The following is a 17333-nucleotide window of genomic DNA, read 5'->3' as shown; positions in this document are numbered from 1 at the left end:
ATGAATCATCCACCACTGTCAGGCTCGCGCCTGGTGTGGATCACGCTGGCGCTGTCGATGTCGGTGTTCATGCAGGTACTGGACACCACCATTGCCAACGTGGCACTGCCCACCATCTCCGGCAACCTCGGCGCTGCCACCAGCCAGGGCACCTGGGTCATTACCTCTTTCGGCGTGGCCAATGCCATCGCCGTACCGCTGACCGGCTGGCTGGCCAAGCAGGTGGGCGAAGTCAAACTGTTTACCATTTCTACCGTGCTGTTCGTGCTCACTTCGTGGATGTGCGGCATGGCCAACAGCCTGGAAATGCTGATCCTGTTCCGCGTGCTGCAAGGCGCGGTGGCCGGCCCGATGATTCCCTTGTCGCAAAGCCTGCTGATGGCCTGCTACCCACCGGCCAAGAAAGGGCTGGCGCTAGCGCTATGGGCGATGACGGTGATTGTGGCGCCGGTGTTCGGCCCGATTCTGGGCGGGGTCATCAGCGATAACTGGCACTGGGGCTGGATTTTCTTCATCAACGTGCCAGTGGGACTGGCAGCCGCCTTCATCAGCTGGAAGATTCTGAAAGAACGGGAAACCGGCCTGGTACGCCAGCCCATCGACAAGCTGGGCCTGGCGCTGTTGATCGTCGGCGTGGGCGCGCTGCAGATGATGCTGGACCGCGGTAAGGAGCTGGACTGGTTCAACTCCACCGAAATCGTGGTGCTGGCCATCGTGTCGGCGGTGTCGCTGATTTACCTGGTGATCTGGGAGCTGGGGGAAAAACACCCGATTGTCGACCTCACCCTGTTTGCCAAACGCAACTTCACCGTGGGCACCGTGGCCATCAGCCTGGGCTTCATGCTGTATTTCGGCGCAGTGGTGCTGCTGCCGCTGATGCTGCAAACCCAGATGGGCTATACCGCCACCTGGGCGGGCCTGGCTGCCGCGCCTATCGGCATCCTGCCGGTATTCCTGTCGCCCATCATCGGCAAGAACGCGCACCGGCTGGACATGCGCTGGCTGGTCACCATCAGCTTCAGCGTCTATGCCGCCTGCTTCTTCTGGCGCAGCACCTTCAATACCGACATGAGTTTCGCCTACGTAGTATGGCCGCAGTTCATCCAGGGTATCGGTGTGGCCTGCTTCTTCATGCCGCTGACCACCATCACCCTGTCCGGCCTGCGCCCGGATCAGATTGCCAGTGCCTCCAGCTTGTCCAACTTCCTGCGCATTCTGGCCGGCAGTATCGGCACCTCGATCACCACCACGCTGTGGGACCGGCGTGAAGCCCTGCACCATGCGCAGCTCACCCAGCATGTGACGCTGTACGATCAGGCCAGCCTGATGTGGTTCCGCCTGCTGGAAAGCACCGGCATGTCCACCAGCCAGCAGCAGGCTTACACGGCACTGCAGATTACCCGCCAGGGTTCGCTGATCGGCGTGAACGAGGTGTTTTGGCTGTTCGGCATCATGTTTGTCGCGCTGATTGCCCTGGTGTGGTTTGCCCGCCCGCCCTTCACTTCCAGCGGTGCGGCCGACAGCGGCGCGCATTAAGGTCTGACAGCAACAAAAAAGCCCGCGCAAGCGGGCTTTTTCGTGCGTCTATTCCTGACCGGCTAATCCACCTGGCAGCGCAACTGGCCGGCGCCATTCTCGGTGCACAGCCGGATATTGCCGTCCTGGTCCAGCACCAGCATTTCCTCGCCCAGCCAGGCCTCCCCTGCTTTGGGAATGGCGCGCAACTGGAAGCTGTCGGCCCGCGCATTGCCATCCTGCGCGCCAAAGCTCAGTTGGTAATGGCTGGTCGCGCTCAGCGGCAAGTCCGGCCAATGACCGCTGCCTGCGGTGTAGCGGCCATGCTCGCTGCGCCACTGCTCCATGAAGTGGCTGGCCTGCAGCAATGCCACTCTGGCTTCGGCCTGGCGCAGCCTCTGCACATGCCCGCGCCACAATGGCAGGGCAATCAGCAGCAATAGCGCCAGCATGGCCAACACCGTCAGCAACTCGACCAGGCTGAAGCCGCCGCGCTTTCTCTTCAGCGTAATTCGCGCCATGCCAGCCTCCTGCTGCGCGGGCTGCCCGTCGCCTCCGGCAACAGCAGCACATGGCTTTGCACAGTCACCGCACTATCCGGCAAACGGCCCCAGCCACGCGCCGTCACGCGTAATAGCAGACCGCGCTGTTCGCCATCCACATACTGCGGGTCCAGCAGCTCGAGCAGATAATGCGGGTCACTCCAGAACCAGGGTCCGCTGATCACCACCGGGCAGCGTCCAGCAGTCGCCACCGGCTGCAGCACCAGCCGCAATGCCACGCCACAGGGATGCAGTAAAGCCACCCCAGCCTCATCCTGCCTTTGCCAGGGCGGTGCAATCGCCTGCCCAGCCAGTGTGGCCGACAGGCATAAGCCCTGCTGCCAACCCGCCGGATTGCGCGACTGCCGACAGGACAGGGTAAACGGTGCGTCTGCCTGCAACAGCGCACTGCGGCTCATGCTGGCGACTTGCCCAGCCAGCGGCAGACTGAGCAAGGCCTGCTCGCCGGCCTGCAAACCCAGCTCGGCCAGCTGGAAGGCACGCTGGGCATCATCTAGCTGACTGGCGATGCGCTGCTCATCGCGCAATAAGCGGCTCAGCCCCAGCACCAGTGCGCTCATCAACAGCAGCAACAGCAAGGCCGTCACCAGTACCACCCCGCGCGCCCGCTGGCGCTTCAGCCGGGACATGCTGGCCCCGCCCGGCTTATCAGTTGCAGGCGATATGGCATGGGCGCAGCGCTGCTGCTGGCTTGGCGCATGGCCAGTTGCAAGGTCAGCCACTGCCGGGTTGTGCCACCCGGGCAGGTAGGCAGCGCTTGCACCAGCAGCTGCAGACTGGCAATGCCGCTGGCCAGCCATAGCGCCGGCTGGCCGGCCTGCTCCAGCCACAACTCATCGGCCGCATTGCCCTGGCCCAGCCGGTAATGGCGCTGCTGCAAGGCCAGCAGCTCGAGCGAGGGCAGATGATGTTCGGCCATGTGCACCGCCAGCGGACTAGCGGGGACAAGCTGCAACCAGAATGTGCCATCCTGCTGCTGCAGGAAAACATCACTACCCAGCGTCAGCAGATCGATACGGCGGCAACTGGCCAGCAACAGCAACTGCCCTGCAGACCAAGTTGGTGGCGGCTGCAGCAAGCGCCAACGGGTAATCTGGCCGTTGCCAGCGGCTGGCTCGGCCAGCAGGGCGATGCCGCCATCGCCATAGCTCAGGCTCAGCGCGCCCTCTGCTGCCTGCGGCATGATCACCGTCCCGCTGGCTGGCCACTGCGCTGGGCCGGCACAGGCAAAACTCCCGGCCATGCGCAAATCATGCGCCAGTTGCTGCAGTACAAAACGGGCTTCCTGCTGTGACGCCAGCCGCGCGCTGGCAAAGCTGCGGCTCTGCAATACCACATGCAGGCTTTGCCACAACAGGCCGCACAGCAGCAAGCCCAGCAAGATGCTGAGCATCAGTTCCACCAGCGAGAAGCCACGCGCCGCCGGCATCAGCGGCTTACTCCAGCGCCAGGGGCAAAGGCCCCGCCGCTACGGCCGGCTGCAGCAGCCATACCCGACCGCTGGCCTGACAGTCCGCCGCAAGCGGCACTGCCGGCAAGGCGCCGACATGGCGACAGAGCCAGAGGCTTATCGGCGGGCCCTCCGGCCACAGCGCACGGGCATCCTGCTGCAACTGCGCCAGCGCCACGCCGGCATATTGCCCGCCACCACCAGGTGACACGGCTTGCTGCCGCTCGGCCTGCATGGCCTCGGCCAGATTCAGGCTGGCCAGCAGCAGCCTGCTGTCCGCATCACTGGCGCGCAACTGCCGCAAGCTCTGCCCGGCCATGCCAGACAGGCTGAGCAGACCGAACAGCAGGATCAGCAAGCCCAGCATCACCTCGACCAGACTGAAGCCCCGGCTGAGCACTCGCCTAGCCACAGCAGCTGTCCTGGCTGCACCATTGCGCCCTGCCACTGGGCTGCAACTGCAGGCTATGGCACTGGCCACCGGGAGTGCGCAACTGGAAACGCGGTGCCGGGCCGCTATGCAAGCGGCCGTCCGCGGTAAAGGCAAAATCCTGCCGATTGCCACTGAGCTCTACGCTGGCGCTATTGAACAACAGGTGATGCAGCCGCTCGCCGCTGTCGTAGCGACCATTAGGCCGGAATGGCGCATCAGCAAATACCAGCATGCCTTCGCTCCAGTTGCCGATGGTGGCATTACCGGGCTGACAGCCCTGGATTTCCAGATTGACCTTGCTGTTGAGGGCACACACCCACACGGTGCGCTTGCCACGAATGGCCTCGCTGCGCGCCAGCTGCAGGCCGGATTGCAATAACTGGCCGCGTGCCAGCAAGCGCTGCCGCTCCAGCATGCCCTGCATGGCAGGCAGTGTCTGGCCCAGCAAAATGGCACTGACTGCCAGTACGATCAACAACTCGTACAGGGTAAAACCGCCACCTAGGCGGCAAGCAACAGAACGGGGCATGGGCAGGCCACCTCCGTGAGCGCAAGCAATTGATGGGCAAGACTGGACATGCTGCCCCGCCCTACCAGCGCCGGCTTGTGGCTTGTGCTGAGATCAGCCCGGAATGCTCTGATATACCGTCATCACAAACCGGATCAAACAAAGAAAAAGCCACCCGGATGGATGGCTTCAAGAAAAAATACGTGTGCCGCGCGGTAATCAGTGTGCGGCTTCCCAGCTGCTGCCCGCCCCCACCTCGGCCAGCAGCGGCACTTTCAGCGCCGCCACGCCAGCCATGATCTGTGGCAGTTTCTGTTTGACCAGTTCCAGCTCCGCTGCCGGCACTTCCAGCACCAGTTCATCGTGTACCTGCATGATCAGCAGGCTGGATAGCCTCTCCGCATCCAGCCAGTTCTGCACGGCAATCATCGCCAGCTTGATCAGGTCGGCGGCGGTGCCTTGCATCGGCGCATTGATAGCGGCGCGCTCGGCCCCGGCACGGCGCGCCGGGTTGGACAGCTTGATCTCCGGCAGATACAGGCGGCGGCCGAACACGGTTTCCACATAGCCGTGTTCGCGCGCGCTTTCACGGGTGTGCTGCATATATTCGGCCACGCCGGGGTAACGCATGAAATAGCGGTCGATGTATTGCTGGGCGGCGCTACGCTCGATATCCAGCTGGGCAGCCAGGCCAAAGGCGCTCATGCCGTAGATCAGGCCGAAGTTGATGGCCTTGGCCGCACGGCGCTGCTCGCTCGTCACCTGCTCCAGTGTCACTCCGAATACCTCGGCAGCCGTGGCCTTGTGGATGTCCTCGCCGCTGGCAAACGCCGCCAACATGCCGGCGTCGTCCGACAGATGGGCCATGATGCGCAGCTCGATCTGCGAATAGTCGGCACTGACAATGCTGTGGCCGGGCTTGGCGATAAAGGCCTCGCGCACCCGGCGGCCTTCGGCAGTACGTACCGGGATGTTTTGCAGGTTCGGGTCGGAGCTGGCCAGCCGCCCGGTAATCGCCACGGCCTGCGAATAATTGGTATGCACCCGGCCGGTGTCCGGGTTGATCAGCGTGGGCAGCTTGTCGGTATAGGTGGACTTGAGCTTGGTCAGGCTGCGGTATTGCAGGATGCATTTGGGCAGCGGGTAATCCAGCGCCAGCGCTTCCAGTACCGATTCGTCGGTGGAGAAACCACCGGACGGGGTTTTCTTGATGCCCTTGGTGGGAATGCCCAGCTTGCCGAACAGGATTTCCTGCAGCTGCTTGGGCGAATTCAGGTTGAAGGGCTGGCCGGCCAGCTCGTAGGCCTGGCTTTCCAGCTGCAGCATCTGCGTGCCCAGCTGATGGCTCTGCGCCGCCAGCTGGTCGCGGTCGATCAGCACGCCGTTGCGCTCCATGCGGAACAGCACTTCGGCTACCGGCAATTCGATATCGCGGTAGATTTCGCCAAGTTTATCGGTCAGTTGCGGGGCAAAGTACTGGTTCAGCCGCAGGGTGATATCGGCATCTTCTGCCGCGTAATTGGCAGCGATCTCGATATCCACCTCGCCAAAGCCGATCTGCTTGGCTCCCTTGCCGCAGATGTCTTCGTAGCTGACGGTGGTTTCGCCCAGATGGCGCGCCGCCAAGTCATCCATATTGTGGCGTTGGTGGCTTTCCAGCACGTAGGAGGCAAGCATGGAGTCGTCCACCACCCCGGCCAGCCGGATGCCGTGATTGGCAAACACATGGCGGTCGTATTTCAGGTTCTGGCCGCATTTGGGCTTGCTGGCATCTTCCAGCCAGGGCTTGAGCCGGGCCAGTACTTCATCCAGCGCCAGTTGCTGCGGTACACCGGCATAGTGATGGCCCAGCGGCAGGTAGGCTGCTTCACCGGCTTGCAGGGCAAAGCTGATGCCGACAATGCGCGCCTGCATCTGGTCGAGGCTGGTGGTTTCAGTGTCAAGCGACACCAGCGCACCGCTGCCCAGCTGGTCCAGCCAGCCTTGCAGTGCGGCTTCGTCCAGAATGGTGTGGTAATGGCGGGAGACGGCGCTGGCCGGCGGGGCGAGCGGCGCAGGAGCCGGCGCGGCATCGGCCATGGCAAACAGGTCGTCGGTCTGACCAGCAGCAGCGCGCGGCACATCCACGGCCACCGGGCTGCTAAGCGGCGCGTCTTCGCCTTCGGTCATTTCGCGGTAAAAGGTGCGGAAGCCCTGGTCCTTGAACAACTCGGCCAGCCGTGGGCGGTCTTTTACCCCGTGCTGCAGGCTGTTGAGGCCATAGGGCATTTCCTGCTGCAAATCGACATCGCACTTGATGGTGATCAGCTCATGGCCGCGTGGCAGCCAGTCCAGCGCGGCGCGCAGGTTTTCACCCACCTTGCCGCCCACCTTGTCGGCATTGGCGACGATATTGTCCAGCGTGCCATATTCTTCCAGCCACTTGACTGCCGTTTTGGGGCCGCACTTGTCCACGCCGGGGACGTTGTCCACCTTGTCGCCGATCAGGGTGAGGTAGTCGATGATGCGTTCCGGCGGCACGCCGAACTTATCTTTCACCCCGGCCTGGTCCAGGTTTTCATTGGTCATGGTATTCACCAGCGACACCATGGGCGTCACCAGTTGGGCCATGTCCTTGTCACCGGTGGAGATGATGACCTGAAAGCCGGCAGCCTCGCCCATCTTCGCCAGCGTGCCGATGACATCGTCAGCCTCCACGCCGTCCACCATCAGCAGCGGCCAGCCCGAAGCTTGCACCACCTCGTGCACCGGCTTAATCTGTGCGGCCAGCTCTTCCGGCATGGAAGGCCGGTTGGCCTTGTATTCCGGGTACAACTCATCGCGGAAAGTCTTGCCTTTAGCGTCGAAAACGCAGGCGCTATAATCGAACTGCACCTCTTTCTCCAGCCGGCGCAGCATGTTGACCATGCCGTATACCGCCCCGGTGGGCCGGCCATCCGGAGAACGCAAATCGGGCATCGCGTGAAAGGCGCGATACAGGTAGGAAGAGCCGTCGATCAATAACAATGTTTTCATAGAAGAGGGGCGAATGATGAGCTTGTCCGATAAGTTGCCGCAGACCAGTGATCGTTACGACATGATGCAGCGCTTCCGCTCGCGCGAGGCGTGGCACGTGATGAAGATCATGTCGGAGTTTGTCGACTCGGCCGAAGAACTGCAAGGCATCACGCCCGCAGTCAGCATCTTCGGCAGCGCCCGCACTCCGCGCGACCATCCCTATTATAAGCTGACCGAGGAAGTGGCCCGGCTACTTTCTGATTCCGGTTTCTCGGTAATTTCCGGCGGCGGCCCCGGCATCATGGAGGCGGCCAACAAGGGCGCTTTTTACGGCAAGAGCCCGTCGGTGGCGCTCAATATCGTACTGCCGCACGAGCAGAAGCCCAACGAATACCAGGACCTGTCGATCAAGTTCAACCACTTTTTCAGCCGCAAGGTCATGTTCGTCAAGCATGCCATCGCCTATGTGGTGATGCCGGGCGGCTTTGGCACACTGGATGAAATGTTCGAGGCACTGACGCTGATCCAGACCGGCAAGTCACGTCCCATCCCCATCATCCTGTGCTGCAGCGAATTCTGGAGCGGTCTGATCGACTGGGTAAAAAACCATCTGGTAAAAGAAGGTATGATCAACCCTGACGACGTGAACCTGATCCAGCTGATCGACGAACCCGGCCAGATCGTGGAAACCATTTTCAAGCACTACGAAACCCGCGGCTTCGAGGCTCTGCCGGAAGAACGCGAAAAACTGCTCAACCTATAACGACACTTCACCAAGGACCCATCATCATGCGCCGCTTCCTTGCCCTACTCGCCCTGCTGCCGCTATCGGCCGCCTGGGCTGCCACCCCGCCGGCCCCGGCCGTCGTGCCGCCGCCGCCCACCATTTCACAGGATGCCGCCGGCACAGCCGAGCCGGAAGTCCGCATCATCCAGCGTGGCGACGACAAGATCGAGGAATACCGCCTCAATGGTCAGCTCTACATGATGAAAGTGACCCCCTCCATCGGTTTTCCTTATTACCTGATGGATGAAGAGGGCAATGGCAGCATGAAGCAGGTGGATCCGAATCGCCGCATCATCATCCCGCAATGGGTTCTCAAGCGCTTCTGAGGAACAGGCATGTCGGTTTACACCACCGTCAGCGATGACATGATGCAAAGCTGGCTGAGCCGCTATGCGCTCGGCCAACTGGTCGAACTCAAGGGCATCGCCGCTGGCGTCACCAATACCAATTACTTTGTCACCACCACGCATGGCCGTTACGTTCTCACCATCTTCGAAACCCTGAAGCTGCAAGAACTGCCCTACTACCTGACGCTGATGAGCCATCTGGCGCGGCACGGTGTGGCCTGTCCGGCCCCGGTGGCCGACAACACCGACCAGTTTGCCTCGCTCTTGGCCGGCAAGCCGGCCTGCCTGGTGAGCTGCCTGTCCGGTGCCGACATCAGCCAGCCCAGCGCCATCCAGTGCCGGGCCGTGGGTGAAATGCTGGCACAGATGCATGTGGCCAGCGCCACCTTCCCGCGCAAGATGAAGAATCCACGCGGCCCGCGCTGGTGGAGCGAAACTGCCAGCGCCATGTATGGTTTCATGGATGAAGCCGACGCCGCCAGCTTGCGCCAGGAAATCCAGTTCCAGGATCAGCACCGTTTCGACCACCTGCCCAGCGGCGTGATTCATGCCGATCTGTTCAAGGACAATGTACTGATGGACGGCGACAAGATTGCCGGCTTCATCGACTTTTACTACGCCTGCAACGACATCCTGTTGTACGACGTGGCCATTGCCTTCAACGACTGGACGCGGCTGGAAGACGGCAGCATCTCCCCGGAGCGGGCCACTGCTTTCCTGGCCGGTTATCAGTCGGTCCGCGCACTGACTGCTGAGGAAGTCCGTGCCTGGCCGGTCATGTTGCGCGCAGCAGCCTTGCGCTTCTGGACTTCACGCCTGCTCGACCTGTACCAGCCGATGGCGGGCGAGCTGACCTACACCAAGGACCCCAAGGTGTTCCAGCGTCTGGTGGAGGCCCATCGCCAGCGCAGCGACTTCTGGCTGTAAGCAACCGGTTCACCAGCCTGCCCTGCCGCAGCCCACCACGGCCTTGCGGGCCAGCCCGCAGGGCCGTTTCACATGCGGTTGAACGCCAGCATGCCGCGCGTCTGGCTCTTGTCCTTGTGATGAATGCGATACAGCGGGCGATGCAAGGTGGGCAGCGGTGCCAGCACCGCCACCACCTGCCCGCTGTCCAGCAGCTCGCGCACCACATGCAAGGACAGGCAACTCACCCCCAGCCCGGCGGCGACTGCTCGCTTGATGGCTTCGGAATGGCCCATTTCCATCACCTGGGCAAAGCCGCCAACATGCGGCAGCAACAAGCGCTCCACTTCCTCGCGCGTGCCGGAACCGCTCTCGCGCAATACCCACTGCGCCTGCGCCAGCCGTGACAGGCTGACCGCGCCTTGCGCCAGCGGATGGCTGGCAGCGGCAAACACCACCAGGATATCGTCCTGCCATGGCTCTACCACAATGTCCGGATGATGGCAGGGCCCTTCGATAAAACCCATGTCCACCTTGAAACCAGCCACCGCCTCCACCACGTCGGCCGTATTGGCCACCATCAATTCCACCCTGGCCTGCGGCTGCTGCAACTGGAAACGGGCAATCTGCTCCGGCAGCAGATAATTGGCGATGGTGGTACTGGCCGCCAGCCGCACATGCATGGCTGCCTGACTGTCGAACAGCCGCTGCATGTCCTGCGCGGCATCCAGCATGGCGCGAGCACGCGGCAGCAACAGCCGGCCGTGTTCGTTCAGTACCAGTCGCCGTCCCACCCGGTCGAACAAGGGGGCGGCCAAGCCGGCTTCCAGTGCCGCCAGCGCCTGACTGGCCGCTGACTGGGTCAGCGCCACCTGCTCGGCGGCAGCCGTGACCGTGCCCTGCTCGGTTACCGCCACAAACACTTCCAGTTCACGCAAGCTCAAACGCAATGCCATCGGCTACTCCTGTTGCGGCGGTTCACCAGACAAGGCGGCCAGCCGGATTACACCCACCCAATATATTAATTTTTCTAATTGTTTTTAGATATTTTATCCGTTTTTCAACTTTAATGCGGCGGCGTATCGTTCAGACATCGGGGCAAAGCGCCCTCACTTCTTGCAGGTAGCTCATCATGAACACACTACGTCAGCACACACCCGGCCTGCTGCTGGTTCTGGTTCTGGCTCTGGGTTCGCTCCACGCCGCCGCATTGCCCTGGTTCAGCCAGCTTGGCCTGTCGGCACTGACCATAGCCATCGTCGGCGGCATGGTGCTCGGCAACACCCTCTATCCACGCATTGCCCTACCCAGCCACCATGGCGTCACCTTTGCCAAGGGGCAGATCCTGCGCCTGGGCATCATCCTGTTCGGTTTCAAGCTGACATTTCAGGACATTGCTGCCGTCGGCATCAGCGGCATCCTGATCGATGCCTGTGTGCTGACTTCCACCTTCTTGCTGGCCTTCTGGCTGGGCCGGCGCAAGCTGGGGCTGGACGAGCAAAGCGTCATCCTGATCGGGGCTGGCAGCTCCATCTGCGGCGCAGCCGCCATACTAGCTACCGAACCCGTGCTCAAGGCACATGCCGAGAAAGTAGCCGTGGCGGTGGCCACGGTGGTGGTATTCGGCACCCTGGCCATGTTCTTGTATCCCCTGCTGTTTTCGCTGGTGCAGACGCTGGGCGTGTCGGAATTTGCCTATGGCGTGTTTACCGGCTCCACCGTGCATGAAGTGGCACAGGCCGTGGCTGCCGGCCGTGCGGTGAGCGAGCAGGCCGCTACCAGCGCAGTGATTACCAAGATGATCCGGGTGATGATGCTGGCCCCCTTCCTAGTGATCCTATCGACCTGGCTAGCCCGTCGCCATCAGTCCGGCAGCAAGGAAGCACGCCGCATCACCATTCCGTGGTTTGCCCTGGGCTTTCTGGCCATGGCCGGTTTCAACTCGCTGCACTGGCTGCCGCAAGCCTGGGTGGCCCAGCTGATTGCGCTGGATAATCTGCTGCTGGCCATGGCCATGGGTGCCCTGGGTCTGACCACGCACTTTTCCGCCATCCGCCGCGCCGGCAGCAAGCCGATGTGGCTGGCCAGTGCGCTGTTTGCCTGGCTGCTGATTGGCGGCACGCTGATCAACAGCGGCATCAGCTATCTGGTTCACCAGCTCTGAAACACTACGTGCAATGAAAAACCGCCCGGAATCGGGCGGTTTTCCTATGGCTGACGGGAAATCAGCAAGGGCACTTTTTCATCGACTTGCCACCATAGCGCTCGCTCTGGCAGTGGGCGAAAAAGGCCTCGCGGCTCATCACCGGGGCATTGGGACTGCAACGGCGGCGGCTGGCGACATACTTGTCGTAGTCTTTCACCCCCACCATCAGCCGCGCCGCCTCGGTTAGCTGGCGCAACAACTCAGACATTGGCTTCTCCCTGACGATAAACCGCCGGCACTTCCTTGGTGGTCACCCACTTCACGGCCAGCGCCTTGCGGATGACATTGACCGAGAACACCAGCATGGCCACCACCACGGCAATGAACATGGCAGTCAGCGTGGCATCCACATAATCATTGAAGATGATCTGCTGCATTTGTGCCAGGCTTTTGGCCGGGGCCAGCACTTCACCCTTGGCCGCAGCGGTGGAGAACTTGTTGGCATGGGCCAGGAAGCTGATCTTGGGGCTGGCGTGGAACAGCTTCTGCCAGCCGGCTACCAAGGTAACGATCAGCAGCCAGATGGTGGGCACGGCGGTCACCCACACATAGCGCAGCTTTTGCATCTTGATCAGCACCACGGTAGCCAGGATCAGCGCAATACCCGCCAGCATCTGGTTGGCAATGCCGAACAGCGGCCACAGGGTGTTGATGCCGCCCAGCGGATCCACCACGCCTTGGTACAGGAAGTAACCCCAGCCGGCCACGGCCAGGCCGGTAGCGATCAGGTTGGCCGCCCAGGATTCGGTATTGGCCATGGGCTTGATGAAGATGCCCAGCAGATCCTGAATCATGAAGCGCAGCACGCGGGTGCCAGCGTCGATGGTGGTGAGGATGAACAGCGCTTCAAACAGGATGGCAAAGTGATACCAGAAGGCCATCATGGTCTTGCCGCCAATGACGCCGGACAGGATGTGCGCCATGCCCACGGCCAACGTCGGTGCGCCACCAGCGCGCGACAGGATGGTGGATTCGCCCACGTCCTTGGCCATCTGCGTCAGCACATCCGGGGTGATGACAAAGCCCCAGCTGGAAATCACCTGTGCCGCATCCACCGCGGTCTTGCCGATGACGGCGGCCGGGCTGTTCATGGCGAAGTACACGCCCGGATCCAGTACGCAGGCGGCAATCAGCGCCATGATGGCAACAAAGCTTTCCATCAACATGGCACCGTAACCGATGACGCGGGCGTGGGTTTCGTTCTCGATCAGCTTGGGCGTGGTGCCGGAGGCCACCAGCGCGTGGAAGCCGGATACCGCACCGCAGGCAATGGTGATGAACAGGAAGGGGAACAGGTTGCCGGCAAATACCGGGCCGCTGCCATCAATGAACTTGGTCAGCGCCGGCATGTGCAGGTTCGGCGCCACGATCAGGATGCCGATGGCCAGACCGATAATGGTGCCGATCTTGAGGAAGGTGGACAGATAGTCACGCGGAGCCAGCAGCAACCACACCGGCAGTACCGAGGCCACAAAGCCGTAGCCGATCAGTACCCAGGCCAGGGTAGTGCCCTGCAGGGTGAACAGCGGCGCCAGCGTGGCGCTCTTGGCCACATCACCACCATAGACAATGGCCAGCATCAGCAGCACAAAGCCGATGACGGAAATCTCGCCGATCTTGCCCGGACGGATATAGCGGGTATAGATACCCATGAACAGCGCAATCGGAATGGTGCAGGCAATGGTGAAACTGCCCCACGGGCTGCCGGTCAGCGCCTTGACCACCACCAGTGCCAACACAGCCAGCAGGATGATCATGATCATCAGGATGCCGATGGAGGCAATCACGCCGGGGATCGGGCCCAGCTCCAGCCGGATCATTTCACCCAGCGACTTGCCGTCGCGGCGCATGGACAGGAACAGCACCAGGAAATCCTGTACTGCACCAGCCAGCATCACGCCGATCAGAATCCACAGCGTGCCCGGCAGATAGCCCATCTGCGCAGCCAGCACCGGGCCAACCAACGGCCCCGCCCCGGCAATGGCGGCAAAGTGGTGACCAAACACCACCCATTTGTTGGTGGGTACGTAATCCAGGCCATCGTTGTGCCGTTCTGCCGGGGTCAGCCGTTTGGCATCCAGTTCCAGCACGGTCTTGGCAATAAAACGGCCATAAAAACGATAAGCGATGGAGTAGACCGACACGGCGGCCACCACCAGCCAGATGGCATTGACCGGCTCGCCGCGATTGAGTGCCACCACGGCAAAAGCGACGGCGCCCGCCAGGGCCACGGCAATCCAGATTGCCCATTCCTTTAAGCGTTGCATGTGATTTTCTCTGTCCTTGAATTAATCATGGGCCATTAATGAAACCGGCCTGAGTGCGTTGGGAAAACACGCGTTTCATTCTGTTCGCATGGATTCGGAAATACAAGCCATCTGCCAGTATGGTGATACTATTTCCTCCATTGATTTTCGCAGGCATGGCATGACACCCCACATTCTCATCATCGAAGATGACATTCATCTGGCTCAATTGATTTCCGCCTACCTTGGCAAACACGGTTATCAGGTCAGCCTGCATGGTCGCGGCGATACCGCTGCCGATGTGATTCTGGACACCCGGCCGGATCTGGTGATTCTGGATGTGATGCTGCCAGGTAAAGAAGGCTTTGATGTCTGCCGCGAGGTCAGGCTGCGCTACCACGGCCGCATCCTGATCATGACCGCGCGGGATGAAGATGTTGACGAAATCCTCGGGCTGGAACTGGGCGCCGACGACTATCTGGCCAAGCCGGTAGAGCCACGCCGCCTGCTGGCACGGGTACGCGCCCTGCTGCGCCGCGGCGTCGACGATGGCGGTAGCAGCGATGGTAGCGACAACGATGAACTGGTATTCGGCCAGTTCAACATCAGCCAGGGAACGCGCTCCGCCTATCTGTCCGGCGAGGAAATGGAGCTGACCACCGCCGAATTCGACCTGCTGTGGCTGCTGGCCAGCCATGCCGGCCAAGTACTGTCACGTGACGACATCATGAATGAGCTGCGCGGCATCGGCTTTGACGGGCTGGACCGCTCCATCGATGCCCGCATCTCGCGGCTGCGCAAAAAACTGGGCGACAGCCCCGATTCGCCCACTCGCATCAAGACCGTGCGCGGCAAGGGCTATCTTTTTTCCCGCAGTGACTGGGAATGATGCGTCTTCCCCTGTTGCGCACAGACAAGAAACAGCGCCTGGGCAAAACCTCGCTGGCCACGCTGTTTGCCCGCTACTTCATCATCGCCATGGCCGCCGAGCTGGCCATCATCATCGGTTTCGCCTTCATGCTGGGCAAGCTGTACCAGAATAGCGACAGCGAAAATGCCCGCCGCATGCTGGATGGCCCCGCCTCGCTGCTGGTACAGGAGCTGGAGCGGGTGCCGCCCGCCGGACGCGCACACGCCCTGCCACAACTGACACGCCATTTCAGCTATCCGGTCAAGCTGATCACCCAGCCGCCGGCTGATCTGGACCCCGACAGCAAGCAGAACTTCGCCGCCGGCAAAACCTATCTCGATTTCGACAACAATCTGCTCTATATCCCGCTACGCGACGAGCACCGCATGGTGTTGATGGGGCCGCTGGATGCCACCACCAACAGCAATGACAGCGGCTGGATTACCGAAGACATCGAAGTGCTGCTGCTATGGATCCTGTTTACCGGCAGCACGCTGGGGCTGCTGATTTACTTTTACCTGCGGCCGATGTGGCGCGATCTGGTGTCGGTGCGCGATGCCGCCGAACTGTTCGCCAACGGTGATTTCCATGTGCGTACCCCACAGGCGCACAGCCGGCTGTTCGCCCCACTGTCCACTGCGCTGAACAGCATGGCAGCCCGGCTGGAACGGCTGCTGGAAATGCACCAGGCGATGAGCCACGCGGTGGCGCATGAAATCCGCACCCCGATCGCCCGCCTGCGCTTTGGCTTGACCATGCTGGAAGAAGAAGAGGACGAGGCCGAGCGCCAGCGCTACCGCGACGGCATGGAACGCGATATGCAGGAACTGGAAGAACTGATCACCGCCAGCATGGAGTACGCCAAGCTCAACCGGGGCGAATCCATCCTGCAACGCGAACAGGTTGATCTGTACGATTGGTTCGACGATCTGCTTGATCTGGTCAACCCGCTAAAGCCGGCCACCCTCTCCCTGTCCATGGATTGCGCACGCGGCCAGGCCACCTTCGACCGCAAGCTGATCTATGTCGCCAGCCGCAATCTGCTGCTGAATGCCTTCAAATACGCCCAGCACCAGGTACAGCTGGTCGTCGTGCGCCAGGGCAATATGCTGGAAATTCATGTCGACGACGATGGCCACGGCATTCCGCCACAGGATTGGGAGCGGATTTTCGAACCCTTCCGCCGACTGGACCGCAGCCGCGACCGCGCTACCGGTGGCTACGGTCTGGGGCTGTCCTATGTCCGGCTGATTGCCGAGCATCATGGCGGCAACGCCTTCGCCAGCAAGAGCCCGCTGGGTGGTGCACGGCTCACCCTGCGCATTGCCCTCAGCTGAAAGGGTCACAGCCTGTCACAATCCTGTGACAGGAAACTGACAGACTGCCCACTTTATCTTGCCCATACTGCAGGCTGTTCATTCTCCTGCGCGGAATCTTCCATGCCCTCACCTCGCCCCGCCGCCCTGTTGATTCATGGGCTGGGTGGTACCGTTTACGACCTTGGCTCGCTGGGCCGCACTCTGGAAGAAGCCGGGATCGATACCCATGTCCCCCTGCTGCCAGGCCACGGCACGGTGCCGGATGATCTGCTGGAAACCGGCTGGCAAGACTGGATAGCCAGCATGCGCGCCGAATACCGCGCACTGAAACAGCGCCATGGTGTGGTGCATCTGGCCGGCGTCTGCCTGGGAGCACTGGTGGCACTGGAAGTGGCCCGGCTGGAAAACCATCAGGACAAGCTGGCACTGTATGCGCCGCCGCTGTTTCTGGATGGCTGGAGCCTGCCGCGCCTGACCTGGCTGCGCAAGCTGGGCTATATCCTGCCGGGTATGGCCAGACGCATGCGCGTGCCGGAAGCCGAGCCGTTCGGCATCAAGAACCAGCGCATCCGCAAGCTGATCCAGCAACGCTTCGAGCGTGGCGAACGCTTCCACTACCCGTATGTGCCGCTGGCCTGCATCCGTGAGGTAGACCAGCTGCGCAAGCAACTGATGCCACGCCTGAAGCAGATTACCTGCCCCACCCTGATCGTGCATGCCGACGAAGACGACATCACCAGCCCGCGCTCGGCCCACTATTTGCAAGCCCATCTGGGAGGCAAAGTGGAATTCATGCCGCTGTCCGACAGCTATCACATGGTGCTGGTGGATAACGAACGCATGGCGGTACTGGCGCGCAGTGTGGATTTTTTCCGCGCCCGCCCTGCCAGCAAGCCTCAGCCAGCCAGCACCACGCAGCCACTGTGGCAGGGTGAAGCCCTCACCGCCTGACCCCTACCCTGGCGCTTGCCACCACCGGGCCGACACTGCCAGCAGTGCCGGCCCTGTGTCATTGCGGGCAGGCGAAGTTCCCCGGCTTCATCAACCGCAACAAAGTCCGCCGCTTTGTCATGCAATGTCATCAAGCCGGCACAGCGCGGCTACATAGCCCAGACGCTAGCCGCACAGAGCTGCATGCTGGCTCTG

General features: G+C 61.7%; 17 protein-coding genes. 8 read left to right on the top strand and 9 right to left on the bottom strand.

Annotated features, from left to right (window positions below):
- A complete protein-coding gene (locus H2Z84_RS06380; protein ID WP_181835232.1) occupies window positions 1-1536 on the top strand; it encodes a DHA2 family efflux MFS transporter permease subunit in 1536 nt (511 codons plus the stop codon).
- Between the two features lie 62 nt (window positions 1537-1598).
- Here the strand turns inward: H2Z84_RS06380 and H2Z84_RS06375 are convergent, their stop codons facing one another.
- The 6 genes from H2Z84_RS06375 to polA all read right to left on the bottom strand — a co-directional run bounded on the left by H2Z84_RS06375 (window position 1599) and on the right by polA (window position 7484).
- Entirely contained in the window at window positions 1599-2036 is a 438-nt protein-coding gene (locus H2Z84_RS06375) for a type IV pilin protein (RefSeq protein WP_181835231.1), read from the bottom strand.
- Window positions 2018-2707, bottom strand: coding sequence for a pilus assembly PilX family protein (locus H2Z84_RS06370; protein WP_181835230.1), 690 nt, complete (start codon window positions 2705-2707; stop codon window positions 2018-2020). Before H2Z84_RS06370 ends, H2Z84_RS06375 begins: the two co-directional genes overlap by 19 nt.
- Window positions 2695-3507, bottom strand: coding sequence for a PilW family protein (locus H2Z84_RS06365; RefSeq protein ID WP_181835229.1), 813 nt, complete (start codon window positions 3505-3507; stop codon window positions 2695-2697). The genes H2Z84_RS06370 and H2Z84_RS06365 overlap by 13 nt, the downstream gene beginning before the upstream one ends.
- A gap of 7 nt (window positions 3508-3514) precedes the next feature.
- Complete coding sequence (locus H2Z84_RS06360) at window positions 3515-3940, bottom strand: hypothetical protein (RefSeq protein WP_181835228.1); 426 nt, start codon at window positions 3938-3940, stop codon at window positions 3515-3517.
- Window positions 3933-4490, bottom strand: coding sequence for a GspH/FimT family pseudopilin (locus H2Z84_RS06355; protein ID WP_181835227.1), 558 nt, complete (start codon window positions 4488-4490; stop codon window positions 3933-3935). The genes H2Z84_RS06360 and H2Z84_RS06355 overlap by 8 nt, the downstream gene beginning before the upstream one ends.
- Before the next feature lie 198 nt (window positions 4491-4688).
- Window positions 4689-7484: a DNA polymerase I gene (polA, locus tag H2Z84_RS06350; RefSeq protein ID WP_181835226.1), complete on the bottom strand. Its 2796-nt coding sequence runs from the start codon at window positions 7482-7484 to the stop codon at window positions 4689-4691.
- Between the two features lie 16 nt (window positions 7485-7500).
- On the opposite strand from polA, the gene H2Z84_RS06345 reads away from it, so the two are divergent.
- The 3 genes from H2Z84_RS06345 to thrB are packed head-to-tail and all read left to right on the top strand — an operon-like array spanning window position 7501 to window position 9527.
- Entirely contained in the window at window positions 7501-8229 is a 729-nt protein-coding gene (locus tag H2Z84_RS06345; RefSeq protein WP_059285725.1) for an LOG family protein, read from the top strand.
- A 26-nt stretch (window positions 8230-8255) separates the two neighbouring features.
- Entirely contained in the window at window positions 8256-8579 is a 324-nt protein-coding gene (locus H2Z84_RS06340; RefSeq protein ID WP_181835225.1) for a DUF2782 domain-containing protein, read from the top strand.
- Window positions 8580-8588: 9 nt separating this feature from the next.
- Window positions 8589-9527, top strand: a complete 939-nt coding sequence (thrB, locus tag H2Z84_RS06335) for a homoserine kinase (RefSeq protein ID WP_181835224.1) — start codon at window positions 8589-8591, stop codon at window positions 9525-9527.
- Window positions 9528-9595: 68 nt separating this feature from the next.
- Here thrB and H2Z84_RS06330 read toward each other — a convergent pair whose 3' ends face one another.
- The gene (locus H2Z84_RS06330; protein ID WP_103523554.1) at window positions 9596-10462 is read right to left on the bottom strand and encodes a LysR family transcriptional regulator; all 867 of its coding nucleotides are present in this window, start codon (window positions 10460-10462) and stop codon (window positions 9596-9598) included.
- Between the two features lie 176 nt (window positions 10463-10638).
- On the opposite strand from H2Z84_RS06330, the gene H2Z84_RS06325 reads away from it, so the two are divergent.
- Window positions 10639-11670, top strand: coding sequence for a YeiH family protein (locus tag H2Z84_RS06325; protein ID WP_181835223.1), 1032 nt, complete (start codon window positions 10639-10641; stop codon window positions 11668-11670).
- 61 nt (window positions 11671-11731) lie between these two features.
- Here H2Z84_RS06325 and H2Z84_RS06320 read toward each other — a convergent pair whose 3' ends face one another.
- Window positions 11732-11920 carry a YbdD/YjiX family protein gene (locus H2Z84_RS06320; RefSeq protein WP_159874716.1) on the bottom strand — a complete coding sequence of 63 codons (189 nt, stop codon included), beginning with the start codon at window positions 11918-11920 and terminating at the stop codon, window positions 11732-11734.
- Window positions 11913-13979, bottom strand: coding sequence for a carbon starvation CstA family protein (locus tag H2Z84_RS06315; protein WP_181835222.1), 2067 nt, complete (start codon window positions 13977-13979; stop codon window positions 11913-11915). The genes H2Z84_RS06320 and H2Z84_RS06315 overlap by 8 nt, the downstream gene beginning before the upstream one ends.
- Window positions 13980-14139: 160 nt before the next feature.
- On the opposite strand from H2Z84_RS06315, the gene H2Z84_RS06310 reads away from it, so the two are divergent.
- The 3 genes from H2Z84_RS06310 to H2Z84_RS06300 all read left to right on the top strand — a co-directional run bounded on the left by H2Z84_RS06310 (window position 14140) and on the right by H2Z84_RS06300 (window position 17138).
- Window positions 14140-14847 carry a winged helix-turn-helix domain-containing protein gene (locus H2Z84_RS06310; protein WP_181835221.1) on the top strand — a complete coding sequence of 236 codons (708 nt, stop codon included), beginning with the start codon at window positions 14140-14142 and terminating at the stop codon, window positions 14845-14847.
- Window positions 14844-16205 carry an ATP-binding protein gene (locus H2Z84_RS06305; RefSeq protein ID WP_258869315.1) on the top strand — a complete coding sequence of 454 codons (1362 nt, stop codon included), beginning with the start codon at window positions 14844-14846 and terminating at the stop codon, window positions 16203-16205. Before H2Z84_RS06310 ends, H2Z84_RS06305 begins: the two co-directional genes overlap by 4 nt.
- A 102-nt stretch (window positions 16206-16307) precedes the next feature.
- Window positions 16308-17138 carry an alpha/beta hydrolase gene (locus tag H2Z84_RS06300; protein ID WP_181835220.1) on the top strand — a complete coding sequence of 277 codons (831 nt, stop codon included), beginning with the start codon at window positions 16308-16310 and terminating at the stop codon, window positions 17136-17138.
- Window positions 17139-17333 lie beyond the last annotated feature (195 nt).

Origin of the sequence: Aquitalea aquatica (assembly GCF_013911085.1) — a bacterium.
Classification (GTDB): domain Bacteria; phylum Pseudomonadota; class Gammaproteobacteria; order Burkholderiales; family Chromobacteriaceae; genus Aquitalea; species Aquitalea aquatica.
The sequence above is the reverse complement of the archived record's forward strand: the minus strand, read 5'-3'. Positions and strand labels throughout refer to the sequence as shown.

Bases quoted from the DNA above. Each gene is read 5' to 3' on its own strand.
- H2Z84_RS06380 (WP_181835232.1), top strand. From the start codon at position 1: ATGAATCATCCACCACTGTCAGGCTCGCGCCTGGTGTGGATCACGCTG.
- H2Z84_RS06375 (WP_181835231.1), bottom strand. From the start codon at position 2,036: ATGGCGCGAATTACGCTGAAGAGAAAGCGCGGCGGCTTCAGCCTGGTC.
- H2Z84_RS06370 (WP_181835230.1), bottom strand. From the start codon at position 2,707: ATGTCCCGGCTGAAGCGCCAGCGGGCGCGCGGGGTGGTACTGGTGACG.
- H2Z84_RS06365 (WP_181835229.1), bottom strand. From the start codon at position 3,507: ATGCCGGCGGCGCGTGGCTTCTCGCTGGTGGAACTGATGCTCAGCATC.
- H2Z84_RS06355 (WP_181835227.1), bottom strand. From the start codon at position 4,490: ATGCCCCGTTCTGTTGCTTGCCGCCTAGGTGGCGGTTTTACCCTGTAC.
- polA (WP_181835226.1), bottom strand. From the start codon at position 7,484: ATGAAAACATTGTTATTGATCGACGGCTCTTCCTACCTGTATCGCGCC.
- H2Z84_RS06345 (WP_059285725.1), top strand. From the start codon at position 7,501: ATGAGCTTGTCCGATAAGTTGCCGCAGACCAGTGATCGTTACGACATG.
- H2Z84_RS06340 (WP_181835225.1), top strand. From the start codon at position 8,256: ATGCGCCGCTTCCTTGCCCTACTCGCCCTGCTGCCGCTATCGGCCGCC.
- thrB (WP_181835224.1), top strand. From the start codon at position 8,589: ATGTCGGTTTACACCACCGTCAGCGATGACATGATGCAAAGCTGGCTG.
- H2Z84_RS06330 (WP_103523554.1), bottom strand. From the start codon at position 10,462: ATGGCATTGCGTTTGAGCTTGCGTGAACTGGAAGTGTTTGTGGCGGTA.
- H2Z84_RS06325 (WP_181835223.1), top strand. From the start codon at position 10,639: ATGAACACACTACGTCAGCACACACCCGGCCTGCTGCTGGTTCTGGTT.
- H2Z84_RS06320 (WP_159874716.1), bottom strand. From the start codon at position 11,920: ATGTCTGAGTTGTTGCGCCAGCTAACCGAGGCGGCGCGGCTGATGGTG.
- H2Z84_RS06315 (WP_181835222.1), bottom strand. From the start codon at position 13,979: ATGCAACGCTTAAAGGAATGGGCAATCTGGATTGCCGTGGCCCTGGCG.
- H2Z84_RS06310 (WP_181835221.1), top strand. From the start codon at position 14,140: ATGACACCCCACATTCTCATCATCGAAGATGACATTCATCTGGCTCAA.
- H2Z84_RS06305 (WP_258869315.1), top strand. From the start codon at position 14,844: ATGATGCGTCTTCCCCTGTTGCGCACAGACAAGAAACAGCGCCTGGGC.
- H2Z84_RS06300 (WP_181835220.1), top strand. From the start codon at position 16,308: ATGCCCTCACCTCGCCCCGCCGCCCTGTTGATTCATGGGCTGGGTGGT.